Here is an 18,868-nt window from a genome sequence, read left to right as displayed (position 1 = left end):
TGAGCAGGGCGAATGCGCGTACCTCCGCCTTCGCTTCGGCCGTGCGCGGGGCCGGCGGCGGACTGCGCTCGTTGTGCGTACCTTCGCCTACGCTTCGGCCGTGCGTGGAGCTGGCGGCGGACTCGTCGGGCTGCGCGCGTGCGTACCTCCGCCTTCGATACGGCCGTGAATTAGGCTGGCTGTTCTGGACCGGAAGGGGGTCGCCTTGCTCACTAGCGGTGAGGTGTTCGCGGGATTCACCGTGGAACGGCTGCTCGGGCAGGGCGGAATGGGTTCGGTCTATCTCGCGCGGCACCCCAGGCTGTCCCGGCGCACCGCGCTCAAGCTCCTCAGCCGTGAGCTGTTCCTGGACAACGAGGTGCGGGCGCGCTTCGAGCGGGAGGCCGACCTGGCCGCGCAGCTGGATCACCCCGGCATCGTCGCGGTGTACGACCGCGGCTCCGAGGACGGTCAGCTGTGGATCTCCATGCAGTACGTCGACGGGGTCGACGCGGCGGCGGTGAACCCGCTGACGCTGCCGCCCGAGCGGGCCGTGCAGATCATCGAAGGCGTCGCGGACGCGCTGGATTACGCGCACGGCATGGGGGTGCTGCACCGGGACGTGAAGCCCGCCAACATCATGCTGGCCAGGTCCGGCAGCGGGCAGGGGGAGCGGGTCTTCCTCACCGATTTCGGCATCGCCAGGCTGCGCGAGGACTCCGCCCACCTGACCCAGACCGGCATGTTCACCGCCACACTGGCCTACGCCTCGCCGGAACAGATGACCGGCGCCCCCTTGGGCAACCGCTCCGATCAGTACTCGCTGGCCTGCGCGCTGTACTGGCTGCTGGCCGGCGTCGGGCCGTTCGACGCCGACAATCCCGCCGACATCATCCACGGCCATCTCCAGCTCCCACTGCCTTCGGTCCGGTTGCGCAGGCCGAACCTGAATCCCGCCCTTGACGCGGTGCTCGCGGCCGGCATGGCGAAACGCCCGGAACACCGTTACCGCTCCTGTACCGAATTCGCCGCCGCGGCCCGCAAGGCGCTGACCGCCGTCGGCCCGCCCCCGCTACCGGTCATCCCGCCACCGGCCTACCCACCCCAGCCGTACCCCGCGCCTCCCGGCTACCCGCCACCCGTGCTGATGCCGCCGCACGCGATGCCGCCGCAACCCATTCCGCCGCATATGGTTCCGGCGCAACAGGTACCGAGGCAGGTCCCGCCGCAGCCTGCACCGGCCCAGCCCGCACCACCGCAGCGCCTGCCGCCGCAGCCCGCGCCGCCGCAGCCGGTCCCGCCGCAGCCCGCGCCGCCCCAGCCCGCGCCGCCACAGCCGGTTCCGATGCAGGTTCCGCCGCAGCCCGTGCCGCCTCTTGCGACTCCGATTCCGGTGCCACCGAACGCGCCTCCGGGTCGGCCTGGCGCGGTGCATCCGTCGGCCGCTCCCGCACCGCAACCACCGGTACCGCCGCAGCCTGCCTCGATGCCGGTGCCGCCCGCCGCGTCTGCGCCAGGATCGGGCCGCCCTGCCGTGGTGCAACCATCAGCTGACTCGGGGGCACGGCCGCCTCTCCTGCCACAACCGGCTTCGACTCTGCTGCCGCCAAGCGCATCCGTTCCTGGCGTGGACCAACCAGCCCCGCCGCAGCCGATGGCCGCCCCCGTGTCACATCCGGTTCCTCCGCAACTTGATTCGACTCTGCTGCCGCCAAACGCATCCGTTCCCGGCGTGGACCAACCGGCCCCGCCGCAGCCGTTGGCCGATCCCCCTGCACAGCCGCCGGTTCCGGCGCAGCCGTTGCCGCAACCGCCGGGTTCGCCGCAACCTGCCCATATGCCGATGCCGTCCGACGCGCGTCTGCCTGGATTGGGTCAGCCCGCCGCCCCGCAGCCCCCGATCGAATCCGCGCCGAAACAGTCGGACATGCCGCAATCTGCTCCGGTTTCGGTGCCACCGAATGCCTCTGAGGCTGGCGCGGGTCGTTCTGAGGCGGTGCAGCGGTTGCCGCAGCCGCCGGTTCCGGCGGAACTCGGCCAGACGCCGCCGTCCAACGATGCGGAGTCGGCGGTGGCTTCGGGTGTGCAGCGTGACCTGGAAAGCGCGGCGGGGGAGCCGGGGTCGTCCACGGCTGGAAGCTCTGCGGAGCCATCGCGGTCGTCTCCACAGGAGCGCGCGCCGGGCCCGGAGGACGCGCCACCGTCGGAGGCAGCGGGTTCACCCGAGTCGCCCGCGCACGAAGCGGAGTCCGTTGGCGGCGAGGCGAAGTCGGCTGAGAGCGAGCGTTCCGCAGGCGCGCCGGAAGGCGAGCCGTCCGGCGGTGCGGCCGGAGGCACTGCCGAACGCCAGAACTCCGCACTACCACCGAATCTCGGCGGGCCAACGCCGCATGCCGTGCCGCCGACGCCGGGACCGGTACCGATGCAGGGGCCGGGGTCGGGGCCCGTCATCGGGGCGCCGGGTCCACCTCCGGGCTATCCGCACGGGCCGAATCCCCCCGGGGCCCAGCCGGTACCGCCGCGCCGCCACCTCGCCGGGCTGATCGGTGCGCTGGCTCTCGGACTGGTGGCGGTCGTCGCGCTGACAGTGGGAGTGGTCGTCGTGCTCGTGTCGCGGTCCGATGCGGGGGAGGGGACCGCGGCCGCCCCGGCGACCGCGCTTCCGAAGGCGGCCTCGCCCGCGCCCGCTCCGGATCCGCTGGCGGCGAGCAGGCGAGCGTTTCCGACGCTGCTTCCGCAGGAGGCAGGCGACATCGGGGAGGGCTACGAGGAGGCCACCTGTTACGCCGAGAGGCGCGGGGATCGGCTGAACATCGATGAGGAGGCGCTCACCTCGAGCCAGTGGGTCCTCGCCTGGGAATGCCGCCGGGATGTCGACAACCCGTTCGGCATGAGCTACACCGTGCTGGAGTACCAGTCCGCCGCCGCGGCGCGGTCGGTGATCGAGACGCTGCCAACCAATGCCGCGACGCCTGGTCGCAAATCGGGCGTGCCTTTCACCCAGCACCTGTGGATCCGGGCGGATCCGCCGGGACCGGTGCCGTCGCACTACTATACGGCGAAGCTCGTGGTCGGCTTCCCCGCCGACACGAACCACGCGAATTACCTTGTCTACGCGAGCCATCGGGGCCCGGTCAGGAATCCGCAGTCGCCGCTGCCACCCGCCGAGGAAGAGCTCGCGAAGTGGTGGACGACGGCGCCGCTGTGACGGGTGGTGCGACGCGCCGCCGCACCACCCGCCAGTTCAGTCGACCGCCAACGCCTGCACGATCGGCATCCGCGCCGCACGCAACGCGGGCGGGATGGAGCCGAGCAGCGCGAGCCCGAGTGCCGCGGTGCCGTAGACGAGCAGCATCGGGCTCGGCTCGTAGACGATGTCGATGGTCATGGCGTGGCCGATGGCGACGGTCGCCAGGTACTGGATCGCCGCGCCGACCGCGAGACCTATTGCCGCGCCGATGAGTCCGATGCCCGCCGCTTCTGCGAGCACCGAACGCAGCAGGAACTTGCGGCTGGTGCCCATGGCGCGCAGCACGCCGAGTTCGCGACGGCGTTCGAGCACCGAGAGCATCAGGGTGTTCAGCAGCGCGACGGTTGCCACCAGCACCACGATCCACAGGATCGCCCGGCTCATCACCGATCCCTGCCGCAGACTCGACGAGATCGCGGTCACGGCGTCCGCGCCCGAGCTCACATAGATCTGCTCCGGTACGGCGGCGCGGATGGCGGCCTGCACCGCAGCCCGGTCCGCGCCCGGCTCGATATCGATGGCGAGGATGGTCTCACCAGGCCGCTCATACCACTGGCGCAGGTATTCCAGGTCCATCATCACGATGCCCGAGATCGCGGACATGTACGGGATCACCTGCAACACCTCCACCTGGTGCGGACCGGTCGGGGTCTGCAGGGTCAGTTCCGCGCCGGTGCTCACCCCGAGTGAGCGCGCCACGTCCCGGGAGATCACCACGCCCTCGCCGGTGGTCATGCGCGGCAACAGGTTTCGGTCCACGGCGCTGGATCGCACGTCGCCATGAGCGGTCGGATAGCCTTGCAGCATGACGCGCCCGGTGCCGAGGGTGGCGAAGGCCATCTGCGTGGGCCGCACATGTTCGACGCCCGGCACCCGCGCGATGGTGTCCGCCAGTCCGGCGGGCAGCACCGGCCCGGTCGGGAACTGCTCCATCGCCGTCGGGCTGACGTAGACGTCCGTCCGGCCCAGGTCCTCGAAGGAGGCGGTGGCCGAGTCGACCATGTTGGCGGACGCGCCGCCCATCGCCACGGTGGCGGACACGCCGATCATCACGGTCATCGCCGTCGCCCAGACCCGGCGCGGCGCGCGTTCGAGTGTGGTCGAGCCGAGCGCGCCGGGTGCGCCGAAGCGGCGGGCGATGATGGCAGCGGTCCGCACGATGGGCCCGGTGGCAGCGAAGCAGACGAGCACCGTCGCCGTGAATGCCATCGTGATGGACGCGAGCGAAAGCCTGCCGAGGTCGGCCCTGGCGACGAAGACGGCGGCCACCGCGAGCCCGATGCCGAGCGCCGCCGCGGCCAATCGCAGCGGCGGGCGGGCGGAGTCGGTCTGGCCGACGCCGACCGGCGCCAGCGCCTCGATCGGCTGCACCTTGTAGACCTGCCTGGCGGCGAGGGCGGCGGCGATGACGCTGGCCAGCACGCAGGCCGCCACCGCGACCGGAATCGCGTAGCCGGGCACCATGTACTCGGTGCGCGCCTCCACCGACTGCACCATGGCGGCGGGCAGGCGGTCGATCGCGGTGCGGCCCATGAACATACCGATGACGGCGCCGACCGCGCCGCCGAACAGCCCTAGCACCGCGGCCTCGGCGAGCAGATCGCGCACCATCGGTCCGCGCTTGCCGCCGATGGCGCGCAGCAGCGACAGCGTCGGCCTGCGCTGGGCGACCGCCATGCTCATCGCGTTGTAGATCAGGAACGCCGAGACGATCAGCGCGGCGGCCGAGGACATCAGCGTCGAATAGCGGACGATCTGGATCGCCCCGCTCGCCTGCGCGGTGCGCAGATCCGGATCGGCGGCGACGGCGCGCCCGTCCACCGCCGCGGTCAGTGCGGTACGCAGCTCGCCGAGATCGGCGCCGTCGGCCGCGACGATCTGCACCGAGTCCAGCTTGCCCGCCCTGCCGGTCAGCGTCTGCGCCAAACCCAGTGGGGCGGCGATGATGTGGCCGCCGTTGAGCTTGTCCGACGCCTCCGCGTCGAGCACACCGGCCACGGTGACGGTGCCGGTGCCGAGCGGGAACCGGTCGCCTTCCGAATAGCCCATCGCGGCGCCGACGAGGACGCCGTTGGGCGTGGTGATCAGTTTGCCTGCCTGCGCGCCCATCGGCCCCGCGATCTCGCTGCCCAGCGCCGTGATGCTGGTGTCGGCGCCGAGCAGCAGCGCGCGATCCTCGCCCGCGCCGAGCTGGGCGCGCAACATCGGCACCGCCTTGTCGACGCCAGGAGTCGCGGAAATGCGCGGCAGCAGTTGCTGATCGAAGCCGGCGTCGGTGATGCCGGTGATCTCGAGCACCGCCTTCCCGCCGAGCGACTTGGTGAGCCGGTCCACCGACCCGGTGACCGAGCCGGAGATGCTCAGCACCGCGACCAGCAGCGAGGCGGACACGCCCATCACGGTCAGTGACATGATCGTCCGCCCGCGGTGCGCGAGCAGTTCGCCGAAGTTGAACAGCCGCAGCCGATCCCAGCCTGCCCGGATCATGCGCGCACCGAACCCTCGTCCACCGCCGCGTCCGCGGCCGGCTCGGCGCGAGCGCTTCGCTCGACCCGGTCGTTGGATCCGATCCTGCCGTCGCGCAGCGTGATCACCCGGTCGCAGTACTCCACCGCGCCCATGTCGTGGGTCACCATGACCACCGAATTGCCTTGGCCCGCAATATCACCGAGCAGTTGCAGGATCGCGGCGCCGGTCTTGGAGTCCAGGTTGCCGGTCGGTTCGTCGGCCAGGATGAGCGGCGGTTCCATGATCAACGCCCGTGCCACCGCCACCCGCTGCATCTGGCCACCGGACAACTCGGCGGGGCGGTGCTCGGCCCGGTTGCTCAGCCCGACGCGCTCGAGCAGCTCCAGCGCCTTCGGCTTGGCCTTGCGTAATCCGGTGCCGTCCAGCAACTTCGGAATGGCCACGTTCTCCCACGCGGACAGCGTGGGCAGCAAGTTGAAGAACTGGAAGACGAATCCCACTTGGTGGCGGCGGAACTCGGATTGCTGATCCTCGTTGAGTCGGCCGATCTCGTTGCCTTGGAAGCGAATCGATCCGGCATCTGGACTGTCCAACGCGCCGAGCAGATGTAGCAGCGTGCTCTTGCCGGAGCCGGACGGACCGATGATGGACGTGAATTCGCCTGCCTCGATACGCAATCCGATGCCGTCGAGCGCGCGCACCGTCTGCTCGCCGACCAAGTACTGCTTGATCACGTCCGACAGTTCCAGCATGGCCGGTTCCGACATGGTGGTTCCCCCACTTTCTTTCGACTGTGCTAACGCGCCAGTGCCTCGGACACCCGGTGGCGGCGACGATACTGGCAATCGAGCACCGCGCGCAGCACAGGCTGCTCCGCCGCGAGCTCGAGATAGGCCTCGACCGCGGACTGTCCCTGCGTCAATGCCTGCTCCATTTTGACGTCCAGATGCAATTGCCACCGGTACTTCAGGGCGAGCAGCACCCCCTCCTGGCCACCGAACAATCGATCCAGCCCCGGAATCCCGTCGAACAGGTCGGGATTGTCCGGATCGGCCGCGGCGCGGGCGAGTACGGTGTGCACGATTTCGGTCCGAGCGTGTTGTTCTTCCCAGGACATGACATCGGCCTTTCGTGATGCGTCCGCCGCACCGCCGATCGGGCCGTACGGCGAGGATGCGGCCAACGCTACGGAGCGCGGCCGAGGGTGTCGTCGTGCCGGGGAAGAGAATCGATCTCCTACCGTGGTAGGAGAGCCGGACCGTTCGGGGAACGATGCGTCGGCGGGCGTCGGCCGACTAGCCTGGCAACATGGATGTGACGCAGGTCATCGCTTCGCAGGCAGGCGCTCGGCAGGCGATTCCGCTGCGCCGTCGCGGCCGGGCGCGCGATCGCGTCCGCGCGTTCGCGCGCGATCCGATCGGCATGTTCCAGCGCAGTCTGGCGGAGTTGCCGTTCGATTATCCGCCGAAAGTCATCATCATCGCCGACATCATGACGTTCGTGATCGGCATCGCGGCGACCGTGCAGCGGCACGCCTACTTCCCGACGGCGTTGCCCTTGGTGGCCGTGTTGCTGCTGTTCATCTCGGTCCCCGCGTTCTGCCTGCTCGGCGTCGTGCCCAATCCGGGCACTCTCGGCGTGTGCGGGATGGCGGCGGCCGCGCTGTTCCTGCTCCAGCCGGTCTCGACGGACGTCGCGCCGTTCGTGCTGGTCATCATCGTCGGGGAGGTGGCGGCGATCGCGTCGGTGCGGGTCGGCGTCGCGGTGGCGATCGGGGCGGTCGCCGAGCTGGTGGCCTTCGACATGTTCGGCCACGTGCTGTGGAGCGCCGACAACGAACGTTTCGAAGGGATGCCGATGTACAGCATCGGCGTCCTGCTCGGGCTGATGGTCGGGCTGATGTTGCAGTATCAGCGCCGCTTCCTCTACCAGGAACGCCACTATCAGGACATGCGCGCGGCCCAGGCGGCCGAGGAGGAGCGCCGCCGGATCGCCCGCGAGGTGCACGACGTGATCGCCCATTCGCTGAGCATCACGCTGCTGCACCTCACCGCGGCCAGACACGCGCTGGAAACCGACCGCGATGTGGACGAAGCGGTGGAGGCACTGGTCGACGCCGAACGCCTGGGCCGCCAGGCGATGGCCGACATCCGGCGCACCGTCGGACTGCTGGACAAGCGGCCCTCGAAGCTGGTCGCGGAACCGAGCGTCGGCGATATCGATGGCCTGGTCGGTGATTTCGTGCGCGCCGGACTCGACGTGCGATACCAATGCACCGACGATCTGTCGCCGGTGTCGGCGGCGGTGGGCTTGGCGCTGTACCGCATCGGCCAGGAGTCGCTGGCCAACGTGGTCAAGCATGCGCCGGGCGCGACGGCGACCGTCCTGCTCGCGGTGGACGACGCCGCGGCCGCGCTCACGGTGAGCAACACGCTGCCCGGCGGCCTGCCCGCGCAACGCGGAAGCGGCATGGGTCTGTCCGGCATGTGGCAGCGCGCCGAACTGCTCGGCGGACGGTTGACCGCGGGACCCACCGACGGCGGCTGGTCGGTGCGGGCGGAATTTCCGCTGGGCGCGACCAAAGCGTGGATGTCGTGTCCGCTGCCAGGATTGTTCACCGATGCCACTGCCGCTCTGCCGCCCATCGGCTCCAGGCCGCGGAACATCCTGCGGGAGGGTGCGTGACAGCCGCAGCGCCGGACGCCGACACCATCGCCGTCCTCGTCGTCGACGATCAGGAATTGGTGCGCGGCGGTCTGCGTCGCATCCTGCGCCGCCGAGACGGTTTCCTGGTGACCGAATGCGCCGACGGTGACGAGGTGCCCGCCGCGGTGGCCGCCGCCAAGCCGGACGTGGTGCTGATGGATCTGCGCATGAAGCGCGTCGGCGGCATCGACGCCACCCGGCTGCTGCGCGCCGTCGAGGGCGCGCCGCCGGTGCTGGTGCTCACCACGTTCGACGACGACCAGCTGTTGTCCGGCGCGCTGCGTGCGGGCGCCGCCGGGTTCATCCTCAAGGATTCGCCCGCCGAGGACCTGATCCGCGCGGTGCGGATGGTGGCCACCGGCGGGGCATGGCTCGACCCTTCGGTGACCGACCGCGTGCTGACGACCTATCGAACGGCCCGCCCGGTGGCGGCCCGCACCGACAGCAGGCTCGCCGACCTGACCGCGCGCGAGTACGAGGTGCTCGAACTCATCGGACGCGGCCGCGCCAACGCGGAAATAGCCAGGCAGCTCGGCATCTCGGAAGTCACCGTGAAAAGCCATGTCGGGCACATATTCGGCAAGCTCGACCTGCGAGATCGGGCCGCGGCGATCGTCTTTGCGTTTGACCATGGGGTGGTCGCACCCGGAGAATCGACTCTTTGACGGGCAGCCCGCACCCATGGGTCGCCGCCTGGGATGTGGAGGTTGCACGGGGTGGACGGACCTGGATGGCGAGTAGGCAGTCGGTTCGGCCCGTACGAGTTGCGCTCGCTGCTGGGCAAAGGGGGCATGGGCGAGGTCTACGAGGCCTATGACACGGTGAAGGACCGCGTCGTCGCGGTCAAGCTGCTGTCCCAGGAACTCGCCAAAGACCCTGTGTACCAAGTGCGTTTCCGCAGGGAATCGCAGGCCGCGGCGCGACTGGCCGAGCCGCACGTCATCCCGATCCACGACTGGGGCGTGATCGACGGCGTCCTGTTCATCGATATGCGGCTGGTCAACGGGGTCGACCTGCGCTCCATCCTGCGCGGGCAGGGGCCGCTGAGCCCGGAACGCGCCGTCTTCATCGTCGAACAGATCGCCGCCGCGCTCGATGCCGCGCACACGGACGGTCTGGTGCACCGCGACGTCAAACCCGCCAACATTCTCGTCACCGACGCCGACTTCGCGTACCTGGTCGATTTCGGCATCGCCCACACCGAGGGCGATTCGGCGGTCACCCAGGTCGGCATGGCGGTCGGCTCCTACATCTACATGGCGCCGGAGCGTTTCGACGTCGGCCCGGTGACCGGTCGCGCCGACATCTACTCGCTGGCCTGCGTGCTGCACGAATGCCTCACCGGGGCAACGCCGTTCCCAGCGGCGAGCATGAGTGTGCTTATCAAGTCCCATCTTTCGGATCCGCCGCCGCAGCCGAGCGTCGAGCGTCCCGGTATCCCGCCCGGCCTGGACGACGTGATCGCGCGCGGCATGGCCAAGGATCCCGCGGACCGTTTCGCGACAGCGAGCGAGCTGGCGCGCGCGGCTCGTGCCGTGGTGGGCTCGCCTTCACCAGCCGCGCCCGGGCCCACCTTCGTGGTGCGTGCCCCTGATCCCGCCAGGTTCGGTCAGTCGGATCCGACCGTGCGCGGGGCGACCGTGTCGCCGGAATCCACCGGGGAGCTATCGGTTCCCGCGATCATCCATCCGACCGCGCCGACCGAGATCCGGCCCGCCGACATCCAGTTCACCCCGCTGCCGCCCCAGCAGCCGCAGGCGCCGCCCGCGACCGGACCGCTGCCGCAGGTGCGGCCGTTTCCCGACGCGCATCTCTACCCCGAGGCCCAGCGGTACGGCGAACCCCAATACGCCGAGAATCAGTACGACGAAACCCGATACGACGAGCCCCGGTACGCGGAGCAGTACCCGGCGCCGCTAGAACCCGCGCAGTTCACCGCCCCGGAGACTCAGCGCTACGCGGCCCCCCTGGTGCCCGAGGTGCCGCAACCCGCGCCGGAGACTCAGCGCTACGCGGTCCCGCCGGTGCCGGAGGTGCCGCAGCCCGCGCCGGAGACGCAGCGCTACGCGGCCCCGCCGGTGCCGGAGGTGCCGCAACCCGCGCCTGAGACGCAGCGGTACCCGGAACCGCCGTTCGCCGCGCCGCCCCAGCCGCGGCACGGTGCGCAGCCCGTACCGCAACCGACTTACGCGGACCACGTCGCTCACGGGCCGGGCGGTGAATCGCATCCGCCGCGCGGGTACGACGCCTACGGCGAGCGCTACGACCAAGCCGACCCCTATTTCTCTCCCTATTCCGCGGACCAGCCGCGCCGGTCCGTCGTGCTGCCCCTGCTGTTCGCGGTGCTGGTGATCGTCGTGGTCACCGTGTCGGGCGCGGTCGTCTGGCAGACGATGACCCGCGACACCGTCATCGACACCGCCGCCGAAGGCAGGACGGACACGTCCCTGACCTCGGCGCGCGCGCCGGGCGCGGCCGCTACCTCGGCCGCGCGCACGACCGCTCCTGCCTCGACGTCCACCGGCCCGGCGCGGCTGCCCGACGGCGCGACCCCGTGCGGTGCGGGTCAGGGTTCCGGCGCGTTCTCCAGGGCCGCCATCGGCAACACCGTCACCAGCTGCCCGTTCGCTGAGGAAGTGCGGAAGGCCTACGCCGCGGCGGGGAACGCGGGCGGCTCTCGATCGGTGGTGGCCATCAGCCCGGTCACCGGCCGGAGCTACACGATGACCTGCGCGGCCCAAGGACAGGTCGTGGTCTGCACCGGCGGTGAGAACGCGGTGGTCTACGTCTACTGACGCGCACGCGTAGAGCGTCCCGAGAACTCGGCAGGCCGATGACCCGACCTGCGGCGGGCGCCCGGCTCCTCGGCCCCCGGTGGCGCCGCCTCCGTTGGGCGACCGGGTTTCCTTGCCGATTTGCGATGAGATCAGCGCCGCGCACGTCCAGTTATCTTGGTCTTCCGACCAATATGCATGTGACGGCGCATCGAACCTCGAGCCTGTATCGCTAGGTCACGAACTGATAGCTTTCCGCGGTTTGCGAGGTGGGAAGCGCTTTAGTGGGAATCCGCGACCAGAGTGCGCCGACCGGCGGCGGACTCGGTGTGGCGGACGGCGTAATGATGCCGACCGCGAAACCGATCGATTGGTTAACTGCTAGCGACCCTTCAGGAGGCGCGATGCCCGCCCTCTCGTCGATCGTCCGCTCCGCGTCCTCCCGCCCGGGGGGCCGATCTCCGACGCGGCCCGCACACGGTCCGTGGCGGGTGTCGGACGTGTGGACGGTCGTCCTCGGGGCGGCCCTCGCCCTCGCGGCCTGCCTCGCGCTGCTCGGCTACGCCGGACCGCGGGCCTCGTCGGGCGATCGTCCCGACCGCGTCGACGCGTCGCTCGACCCGGCCGATCTCGTGCTCGAGTCCGAACTGGCCGGCGTCGATCTCGCCGCCGCCGCGAGCGAGGAGGAGCTCGGGCGATATCAAACGGCTCTCGATCTCGCCGACGCCGCCTGCGTGGAGGATCGGCGGGAGATGGCGGCACTAGCGGTCCACGGCGCCCGGTTGGTGGAGCGGCGGGGCGGCCACACGACGGCGCTGGAGGTGTTGCGCGGAGTCGCGGTGAGCATTCCCGCCGATCTCGCGCCGCTGCGGTGCGCGCAGATCGTCGGGTCGCTGGCGGCGCTGATGACCTACGCCGAGTGACGTCCAGTCGTATTGCGAGAAGATTCGGCGAAAGCGCCGCCGCCGTAGTCGCTGCGCTGCGGTGATGTCGAAAGAGCATGGAAGAGCTGCGGAATCGGGTGCGGTTCAACGGCCACAACAGGCGAGTTCCGGGTAGGATCGGCCGCCAGCAACAAGCGCGTGTCGGTACCGATTCCGACCGCCCGGCGAAGCCTGGCTGGAAGGTGAAGGTGCCCCCTCCTGTTACTCTCGACGTCCCTGGCTGGTTGGGCGACAACGAGCGTGTTCGCGTGTTCGCGTGTGCGCCTCCGCATTCCGGGCGCCGTGCCCAGCCCGCCCGAAACCTTCTGGCCCACGAATGCGCTGGTCCGCGCCCCGCGTGCCGGACGGACGCCCCGCGCCCCCAGAGCGCGTGGAATCCGCCGTGGCAGTTCGGCATAGGCCGCCGTCCGGCGGAAATGGGTGATCGACAGTCGTTCCCAGTAGGTTGTCGGCACGCTCTACTGACACCGAAATCGGGGGGAGTTCGCGACGAGGATGTACCGAAAGATGTCTACTGATCGATGCGGGCGCTTCGGAAAGGCGCTCGGCGCGGGCCTGCTCGCCATGGCGATGCTGACCTCGTGCGGCACCGGTTCCGGCGATTCCACCCAGGCGACGACCATCACCGAGGCCGCCGCGCGCAGCGACCAGATAACCCTGGAGTTCACGCTGCCGGGCACGCTGGCCGCGGACTTCCAGGAATTCCGCGCCGGGCAGCGCGGCCATTTCGGCATGGCGATCATGGCGGTGGGCGGTGAGCGGATGGTGACCTTCGGCGACTGGACCACCGGACCGGCCTGGTCGACCATGAAGGTGCCGCTGGTCATCGCCGCGCAGCGCCGTAATCCGTCCGTCTCGACCTACTCCATGACGGCCGCGATCGCCTCTTCCGACAACGCCGCGGCCGACACGCTGTGGCAGGGGCTCGGCAGTCCGCAGGAGGCGGCCAAGGCCGTCGAAGCGGTGCTGCGCGAGGGCGGCGACAGCAGGACCGCGGTCCCCGCGACGCGCAGCCGCACCGAGCATTCGGCGTTCGGCCAGTCGGAATGGTCGCTGACCGAGCAGGCGCGTTTCGCCTCGCGGCTACCCTGCCTGCCGCAGTCGGAGACCGTGCTGGACCTGATGACCGAGATCGTGCCGAACCACCGCTGGGGCCTCGGCAACATCGGCGGTGCGGAGTTCAAGGGCGGCTGGGGACCCGATGCCTCCGGCAACTACCTGGTGCGCCAGTTCGGCATCATCGACGGACCGACCGGGAAGATCGCCGTCGCCATTGCCGCTCAACCCGATTCCGGCGGGTTCTCCGACGGCATGAGTGCGCTCGACACGATGGCCACGCTCATCTCCGAACACGTCGACGAACTGTCCGGCGGCGCCTGCCCGCGCTGAGGTATACCGGCCGCTACCAGCGTCGATGGACCGCGCGCTGACGCGGGTACGACCCGGCTCGCGCGGCGAATGCCGCGCTGAGCGGGACGTAACCCAGGGTTCACGGGGTCGGGGCTGCCGAACATCGCCGAGCGGTGCAAGATAGCGGCCATGCGCATCGGAGTCTTGACCGGAGGCGGGGACTGTCCAGGACTGAACGCGGTGATCCGCGCCGTCGTTCGCACCGCGAACGGACGGTACGGGGACGCGATCGTCGGCTTCCAGGACGGCTGGCGCGGCCTATTGGAAGACCGGAAGATCAACATCCTCAACGACGACCGCACCGACCGGCTGCTCACCAAGGGCGGCACCATGCTCGGCACCGCACGCACCAATCCCGACGTGCTGCGGGCAGGCCTCGGCCAGATCCAACGAACCCTCGACGACAACGGCATCGAAGCACTCATCCCGATCGGCGGCGAGGGCACCCTCACCGCCGCCAGCTGGCTGTCCGAGGAGGGTGTCCCCGTGGTCGGGGTGCCCAAGACCATCGACAACGACATCGACTGCACCGACGTCACATTCGGCCACGACACCGCGCTGTCCATCGCCACCGAGGCGATCGACCGCCTGCACACCACCGCGGAATCGCACCAGCGCGTGATGCTGGTGGAGGTGATGGGCAGGCACGCGGGCTGGATCGCGATCAACTCCGGCATGGCCGCGGGCGCGCACCTGACTTTGGTGCCTGAGGTCCCGTTCGACGTGGACGAGGTCTGCGCGATGATCAAGCGCCGATTCCAGCGCGGCGACAAGCACTTCATCTGCGTCGTCGCGGAAGGTTCGCATCCGGCGCCCGACTCCGGCTTCGCGCTGCGCGAAGGCGGCATCGACGAATTCGGGCACGAGCGGTTCACCGGTGTCGCCCAGCAGCTGGGCGCCGAGATCGAACGCCGCATCGGCAAAGAGGTGCGCACGACCGTGCTCGGCCACGTCCAGCGCGGCGGCAGCCCGACACCCTACGACCGCGTGCTCGCCACCCGGTTCGGCCTGCATGCCGCCGAGGCGGTGCACGCGGGGCGGTTCGGGCAGATGGTCGCCCTGCACGGCACCGCCATCGACCTGGTGCCGCTCTCCGAGGCCACCAAGCAGCTCAAGCGGGTGCCCACCGACCGCTACCGCGAAGCGGAGGCGTTCTTCGGCTGACACCCGGTCCTGGCGGCAATTACGCTGGCCGCCATGGGTCTTGCCATCGATGATCTGCCCGCCGACACTGCGGCCGTGTTGCGTCGCCGCGCCCGTGCCGCCGAACTTCCCGTCGCCGACTACCTGCGCGCGGAGCTCGTCGCGCGGGCGCGGATGCGCACGCCGGAGGACTCCGTCGCGGAGTTCCTGGCGTCGGAGGGGCGCGAGGCAACGCCCGAGATCGACCGGGACGCGTCGGCGCTCGTCACGATCTACGACCTGCCCGCCGAGACGCTGACCGTGCTCGGCAGGCGGGCGCACGCCGCCGGATACGCGCTCGGCGACTACGCGCGGCGCGAGCTGATCGCCTCGGCGCGGCGCGCCACCGTCGAGGACGCGATGCTCGAGTTCGGTGAGGTCGCGGACCCGGAGACGGATATGGCGGCCGTCGCCGCCGCGATCAGGTACGCGCGCGGGGAGTGACCCGCCTGCAGGATGCCATGGCGGCCGGATCATTCCCGCGGTGTACGCGCGTGCGACTCGCGGTTGATCCCGGTCTGGCAGCCGAGGCGGTACTGTCGCCGACATGCGTACCGGCCGGTCCCTCGCATTGGTCCTTTTCGTCGTCGCCGCGCTGGTGACGAGTTGCACCGAGGACTCCAATCCGCCGGAACCGACCACTGGGGACTGGCACGGTGCGATCCAGGTACCCGGCCAGCCGCTGGACATCGGGGTGACCTTCGCGGGCGACGGCACCGCCACCATCGACATCCCGGTGCAGGGCGTGCAGGACGAGCCGCTGAAGGACGTGCGATCCGACCGCGCGGGCGTCGCCTTCGCGATCCCGGACATCCAGGGCGACCCGGCGTTCAAGGGCAGTTACGACGCCGGGTCCGACCGGATCACCGGTGATTTCACGCAGTTCGGGCAGTCGTACCCGCTGACGTTGGAGCGCGGCGCCGTCGCGCCGCTCGCCCGGCCGCAGGAACCGCGACCGCCGTTCCCGTACCGCTCCGAGGACGTCAGCTACCCGAGCGGCGACATCACCATCGCGGGCACCCTCACCGAACCCGAAGGGCCGGGACCGTTTCCCGCGGTGCTGCTGATCACCGGCAGCGGCCCGCAGGACCGCAACGAAGAGTTGATGCACCACAAGCCCTTCCTGCTGCTGGCCGACACCCTCACCCGCGCGGGTTACGCGGTGTTGCGCACCGACGACCGCGGCGTCGGCGGCACCGGGGGCAACCTGGAGCAGTCGAACTACACCGACCTTTCCGGCGACGTCGCCGCGGGCGTGCGCTACCTGCGGGCCCGCCCCGATATCGACCCGGCGCGCGTCGGGCTGCTCGGCCACAGCGAGGGCGGCTACCTCGCGCCGATGGTCGCGGCGCAACCCGACAGCGGCGTGGCCTTCGCGATTCTGATGGCGGGGCCGACGGTGCCCGGCGGCGACGTGCTGATCGAACAGACCAGGGCGCTGCTGGTCGCCAACGGCGCGTCCCCCGAGGAGATCGACAAGCAGGTGCGTGCGACCACCGAGATGGTCGAACTGCTGAAGAAGGGCGACCTGGAAGGGGCCAAAGCGCTGGCCAAGCGCAACAACGCGGCGCTGCCCGAGGACCAGCGTCTGCCGGACGCGCAGGTGGGCGCCGAGATCACCCCGTACTTCGCCGCGCTGATCGCTTACGATCCCGCGCCCGCGCTGTCCGCGCTGCGGATCCCGGTGCTCGCGTTCTTCGGCGACAAGGATCTCCAGGTGCTCGCCACCCAGAACGAGCCGCCCGCCCGCACCCTGCTGGCCGGTGACCCGGACGCCACCGTGCACGTCTTCCCCGGCCTCAACCACCTGATGCAGCCCACCCAGACGGGCCTGCCCAGCGAGTACACGACGATCGCGACGACCATCGATCCGCAGGTCCTCACCTACGTGACGGACTGGCTCGGCAAGCGGTTCCCGGCGAAGTGATCCCCCCGACGCGAACCGCGGAGGTCGGCGCGGTGCCGACCGGACTCTTACCTAAACTGATCGGCATGAGCACAACCACCGTCGAGCTGATGGACTACAGCGACGTCATCGCCCGGTACGAGCCGGTGCTCGGCATGGAGGTCCACGTCGAGCTGTCCACCGCGACCAAGATGTTCTGCGGCTGCGCCACCGAATTCGGCGCGCAGCCCAACACCCAGGTGTGCCCGGTGTGCCTCGGCCTGCCCGGTTCGCTGCCGGTGGTCAACCAGCAGGCCGTGGAATCGGCGATCCGCATCGGCCTGTCGCTGAACTGCTCGATCACGCCGTGGGGCCGGTTCGCGCGGAAGAACTACTTCTACCCGGACCAGCCGAAGAACTACCAGATCAGCCAGTACGACGAGCCGATCGCCACCAACGGCCACCTGGACGTGGTGCTCGACGACGGCAGCATCTTCCGCGTGGAGATCGAACGCGCCCACATGGAAGAGGACACCGGCAAGTCGGTGCACGTCGGCGGCGCCACGGGCCGCATCCACGGCGCGAGCCACTCGCTGCTCGACTACAACCGGGCGGGCGTGCCGCTGATCGAGATCGTCACCAAGCCGATCACCGGCGCGGGGGAGCGGGCGCCCGAGGTGGCCCGCGCCTACGTCACCGCCCTGCGGGATCTGCTGAAAGCTCTTGACGTTTCGGACGTCAAGATGGAGCAGGGGTCGCTGCGCTGCGACGCGAACGTCTCGCTGATGCCGATCGGGGCCACCGAGTTCGGCACCCGTACCGAGACGAAGAACGTCAACTCGCTCAAGAGCGTCGAGGTCGCGGTGCGCTTCGAAATGCGCCGCCAGGCCGCCGTGCTGGCCGGGGGCGGCAGCATCGTGCAGGAGACCCGCCACTTCCACGAGACCGACGGCACCACCTCGCCGGGCCGCCGCAAGGAGACCGCGGAGGACTACCGCTACTTCCCCGAGCCCGACCTCGAGCCGGTCGCGCCCGCCGCGGAGTGGGTCGAGGAGCTGCGCGGCACCATCCCCGAGTACCCGTGGCTGCGCCGGGCCAGGATCCAGGCCGACTGGGGCTGGTCGGACGAGGTCATGCGCGACGTGGTGAACGCGGGCGCGCTGGACGCCATCATCGCCACCGTCGACGCGGGCGCTCCGGCCAACGAGGCGCGCTCCTGGTGGGTCAACTACCTCACCGAGAAGGCCAAGGAACGCGAGGTCGGCCTCGAGGACCTGCCCATCACCCCGGCGCAGGTGGCCGAGGTGACCAAGCTGGTCGAGGCCAAGACCGTCAACAGCAAGGTCGCCAAGCAGGTCGTCGACTTCGTCCTCGCGGGCGAGGGCGAGCCCGCCGCGATCGTCGAGGCCAAGGGCCTCGGCATGGTGAGCGACGACAGCGCCCTGCAGGCCGAGGTCGAGAAGGCGCTCGCCGCCAATCCCGACATCGCCGAGAAGATCCGCTCGGGCAAGGTGCAGGCCGCGGGCAAGATCGTCGGCGACGTCATGAAGGCGACCCGAGGTCAGGCCGACGCCGCGCGCGTGCGTGAACTCGTTCTCGCCGCCTGCTCCTGATCGTGTCTTTCGCGCCGCCCGCGACTTCGGTCGCGGGCGGCGTGCTGGTCACCGCTCGGTGCTTTCGCTTCTCGCGGTGGCGCGCCCGCCGGTACCGGTGAATGATCGCCGGTGAGCGTTGGTGAGTTCATCGCAAGTGGTCGGGCCTGGGATTTCGCACGGCTCGAACGATTTCGAGTGCGGAAGCGTCAGCGGGAGAGGGCGTCGCGGTAGCGATCCAGGGAACGCACCATCGTTTCGCCGAACCCAGCGCCCGTTTCGTCCCACAGGTCGAACCATTCGTTGTCGGCCGGGTTCTGAATGCGTCGGACGCAGTTCGCGATCGACTCGCGCAGTTCGCGGGTCGGGGTGACCGCGATATCGGTTGCGAGGCGGGCGGTTTCGGAGTCGCCGCTGTCCTGGCCGACCAGATGCGCGAGCAGCGCGGCGATGCCGATGGCGGCTTGCGCTTCGTAGACCTCCACGTACTCCTCGCCGAGCACGCCGTCGCAGATCTCGCGGATGTGCGCCTCAGCGGCCGCCTGGTCGGCGTGGCGCAGACCGGCCAATGCGTCATGTGATCCGTCGTTGTCGAACGGTCCTTCGCCCCACGCGCCCACGGGTTTTCCTTTCCTCAACCGATGTGCGGGTGAGGTTAGCGCCTGGGGCCGACACAT

General features: G+C 70.1%; 13 protein-coding genes and 1 pseudogene. 10 read left to right on the top strand and 4 right to left on the bottom strand.

From position 1 onward, the window contains the following. Positions 1 to 205 precede the first annotated feature (205 nt). On the top strand, positions 206 to 3,187 hold the full coding sequence (locus tag AB0H50_RS04055; protein ID WP_357446344.1) for a protein kinase: 2,982 nt from the start codon (positions 206 to 208) through the stop codon (positions 3,185 to 3,187). A gap of 36 nt (positions 3,188 to 3,223) precedes the next feature. On the opposite strand, the gene AB0H50_RS04050 is transcribed toward AB0H50_RS04055, so the two are convergent. Genes AB0H50_RS04050 through AB0H50_RS04040 form a run of 3 tightly spaced genes read right to left on the bottom strand, consistent with a single transcriptional unit; the run spans position 3,224 to position 6,815 of the window. Continuing rightward, a complete protein-coding gene (locus AB0H50_RS04050) occupies positions 3,224 to 5,716 on the bottom strand; it encodes an FtsX-like permease family protein (protein ID WP_357446341.1) in 2,493 nt (830 codons plus the stop codon). Then, positions 5,713 to 6,465: an ABC transporter ATP-binding protein gene (locus AB0H50_RS04045; protein WP_357446338.1), complete on the bottom strand. Its 753-nt coding sequence runs from the start codon at positions 6,463 to 6,465 to the stop codon at positions 5,713 to 5,715. The genes AB0H50_RS04050 and AB0H50_RS04045 overlap by 4 nt, the downstream gene beginning before the upstream one ends. A 29-nt stretch (positions 6,466 to 6,494) precedes the next feature. Next, positions 6,495 to 6,815, bottom strand: coding sequence for a hypothetical protein (locus tag AB0H50_RS04040; protein WP_357446335.1), 321 nt, complete (start codon positions 6,813 to 6,815; stop codon positions 6,495 to 6,497). A gap of 191 nt (positions 6,816 to 7,006) precedes the next feature. On the opposite strand from AB0H50_RS04040, the gene AB0H50_RS04035 reads away from it, so the two are divergent. From AB0H50_RS04035 to gatB, 9 genes and pseudogenes are all read left to right on the top strand, one after another. Continuing rightward, positions 7,007 to 8,383, top strand: coding sequence for a histidine kinase (locus AB0H50_RS04035; protein WP_357446332.1), 1,377 nt, complete (start codon positions 7,007 to 7,009; stop codon positions 8,381 to 8,383). Then, positions 8,380 to 9,069 (top strand): response regulator transcription factor, encoded by a 690-nt coding sequence (locus tag AB0H50_RS04030; RefSeq protein WP_357400244.1) that lies wholly within the window; start codon positions 8,380 to 8,382, stop codon positions 9,067 to 9,069. The genes AB0H50_RS04035 and AB0H50_RS04030 overlap by 4 nt, the downstream gene beginning before the upstream one ends. Before the next feature lie 33 nt (positions 9,070 to 9,102). Then, positions 9,103 to 9,933 (top strand): annotated as a pseudogene (locus AB0H50_RS04025) (serine/threonine-protein kinase); the annotation flags it as partial. Positions 9,934 to 11,678: 1,745 nt separating this feature from the next. After that, on the top strand, positions 11,679 to 12,101 hold the full coding sequence (locus AB0H50_RS04020; RefSeq protein WP_357446328.1) for a hypothetical protein: 423 nt from the start codon (positions 11,679 to 11,681) through the stop codon (positions 12,099 to 12,101). A gap of 528 nt (positions 12,102 to 12,629) precedes the next feature. Next, positions 12,630 to 13,511 (top strand): hypothetical protein, encoded by an 882-nt coding sequence (locus AB0H50_RS04015; protein ID WP_357446325.1) that lies wholly within the window; start codon positions 12,630 to 12,632, stop codon positions 13,509 to 13,511. A 150-nt stretch (positions 13,512 to 13,661) separates the two neighbouring features. Then, complete coding sequence (locus tag AB0H50_RS04010; RefSeq protein ID WP_357446322.1) at positions 13,662 to 14,696, top strand: ATP-dependent 6-phosphofructokinase; 1,035 nt, start codon at positions 13,662 to 13,664, stop codon at positions 14,694 to 14,696. A 33-nt stretch (positions 14,697 to 14,729) separates the two neighbouring features. Further along, on the top strand, positions 14,730 to 15,158 hold the full coding sequence (locus tag AB0H50_RS04005) for a hypothetical protein (protein WP_357446319.1): 429 nt from the start codon (positions 14,730 to 14,732) through the stop codon (positions 15,156 to 15,158). A 103-nt stretch (positions 15,159 to 15,261) separates the two neighbouring features. After that, positions 15,262 to 16,641: an alpha/beta fold hydrolase gene (locus tag AB0H50_RS04000; RefSeq protein ID WP_357446316.1), complete on the top strand. Its 1,380-nt coding sequence runs from the start codon at positions 15,262 to 15,264 to the stop codon at positions 16,639 to 16,641. A 65-nt stretch (positions 16,642 to 16,706) separates the two neighbouring features. Then, complete coding sequence (gene gatB, locus AB0H50_RS03995) at positions 16,707 to 18,212, top strand: Asp-tRNA(Asn)/Glu-tRNA(Gln) amidotransferase subunit GatB (protein WP_357446313.1); 1,506 nt, start codon at positions 16,707 to 16,709, stop codon at positions 18,210 to 18,212. Between the two features lie 188 nt (positions 18,213 to 18,400). Here the strand turns inward: gatB and AB0H50_RS03990 are convergent, their stop codons facing one another. After that, a complete protein-coding gene (locus AB0H50_RS03990) occupies positions 18,401 to 18,811 on the bottom strand; it encodes a DUF4259 domain-containing protein (protein WP_357446310.1) in 411 nt (136 codons plus the stop codon). Positions 18,812 to 18,868 lie beyond the last annotated feature (57 nt).

The organism is Nocardia sp. NPDC050793 (assembly GCF_040654065.1).
Classification (GTDB): Bacteria; Actinomycetota; Actinomycetes; order Mycobacteriales; family Mycobacteriaceae; genus Nocardia.
This window is presented reverse-complemented; position numbering and strand designations above follow the sequence as displayed.

Bases quoted from the DNA above. Each gene is read 5' to 3' on its own strand.
- AB0H50_RS04050 (WP_357446341.1), bottom strand. From the start codon at position 5,716: ATGATCCGGGCAGGCTGGGATCGGCTGCGGCTGTTCAACTTCGGCGAA.
- AB0H50_RS04045 (WP_357446338.1), bottom strand. From the start codon at position 6,465: ATGTCGGAACCGGCCATGCTGGAACTGTCGGACGTGATCAAGCAGTAC.
- AB0H50_RS04040 (WP_357446335.1), bottom strand. From the start codon at position 6,815: ATGTCCTGGGAAGAACAACACGCTCGGACCGAAATCGTGCACACCGTA.
- AB0H50_RS04035 (WP_357446332.1), top strand. From the start codon at position 7,007: ATGGATGTGACGCAGGTCATCGCTTCGCAGGCAGGCGCTCGGCAGGCG.
- AB0H50_RS04015 (WP_357446325.1), top strand. From the start codon at position 12,630: ATGTCTACTGATCGATGCGGGCGCTTCGGAAAGGCGCTCGGCGCGGGC.
- AB0H50_RS04010 (WP_357446322.1), top strand. From the start codon at position 13,662: ATGCGCATCGGAGTCTTGACCGGAGGCGGGGACTGTCCAGGACTGAAC.
- AB0H50_RS04005 (WP_357446319.1), top strand. From the start codon at position 14,730: ATGGGTCTTGCCATCGATGATCTGCCCGCCGACACTGCGGCCGTGTTG.
- AB0H50_RS04000 (WP_357446316.1), top strand. From the start codon at position 15,262: ATGCGTACCGGCCGGTCCCTCGCATTGGTCCTTTTCGTCGTCGCCGCG.
- gatB (WP_357446313.1), top strand. From the start codon at position 16,707: ATGAGCACAACCACCGTCGAGCTGATGGACTACAGCGACGTCATCGCC.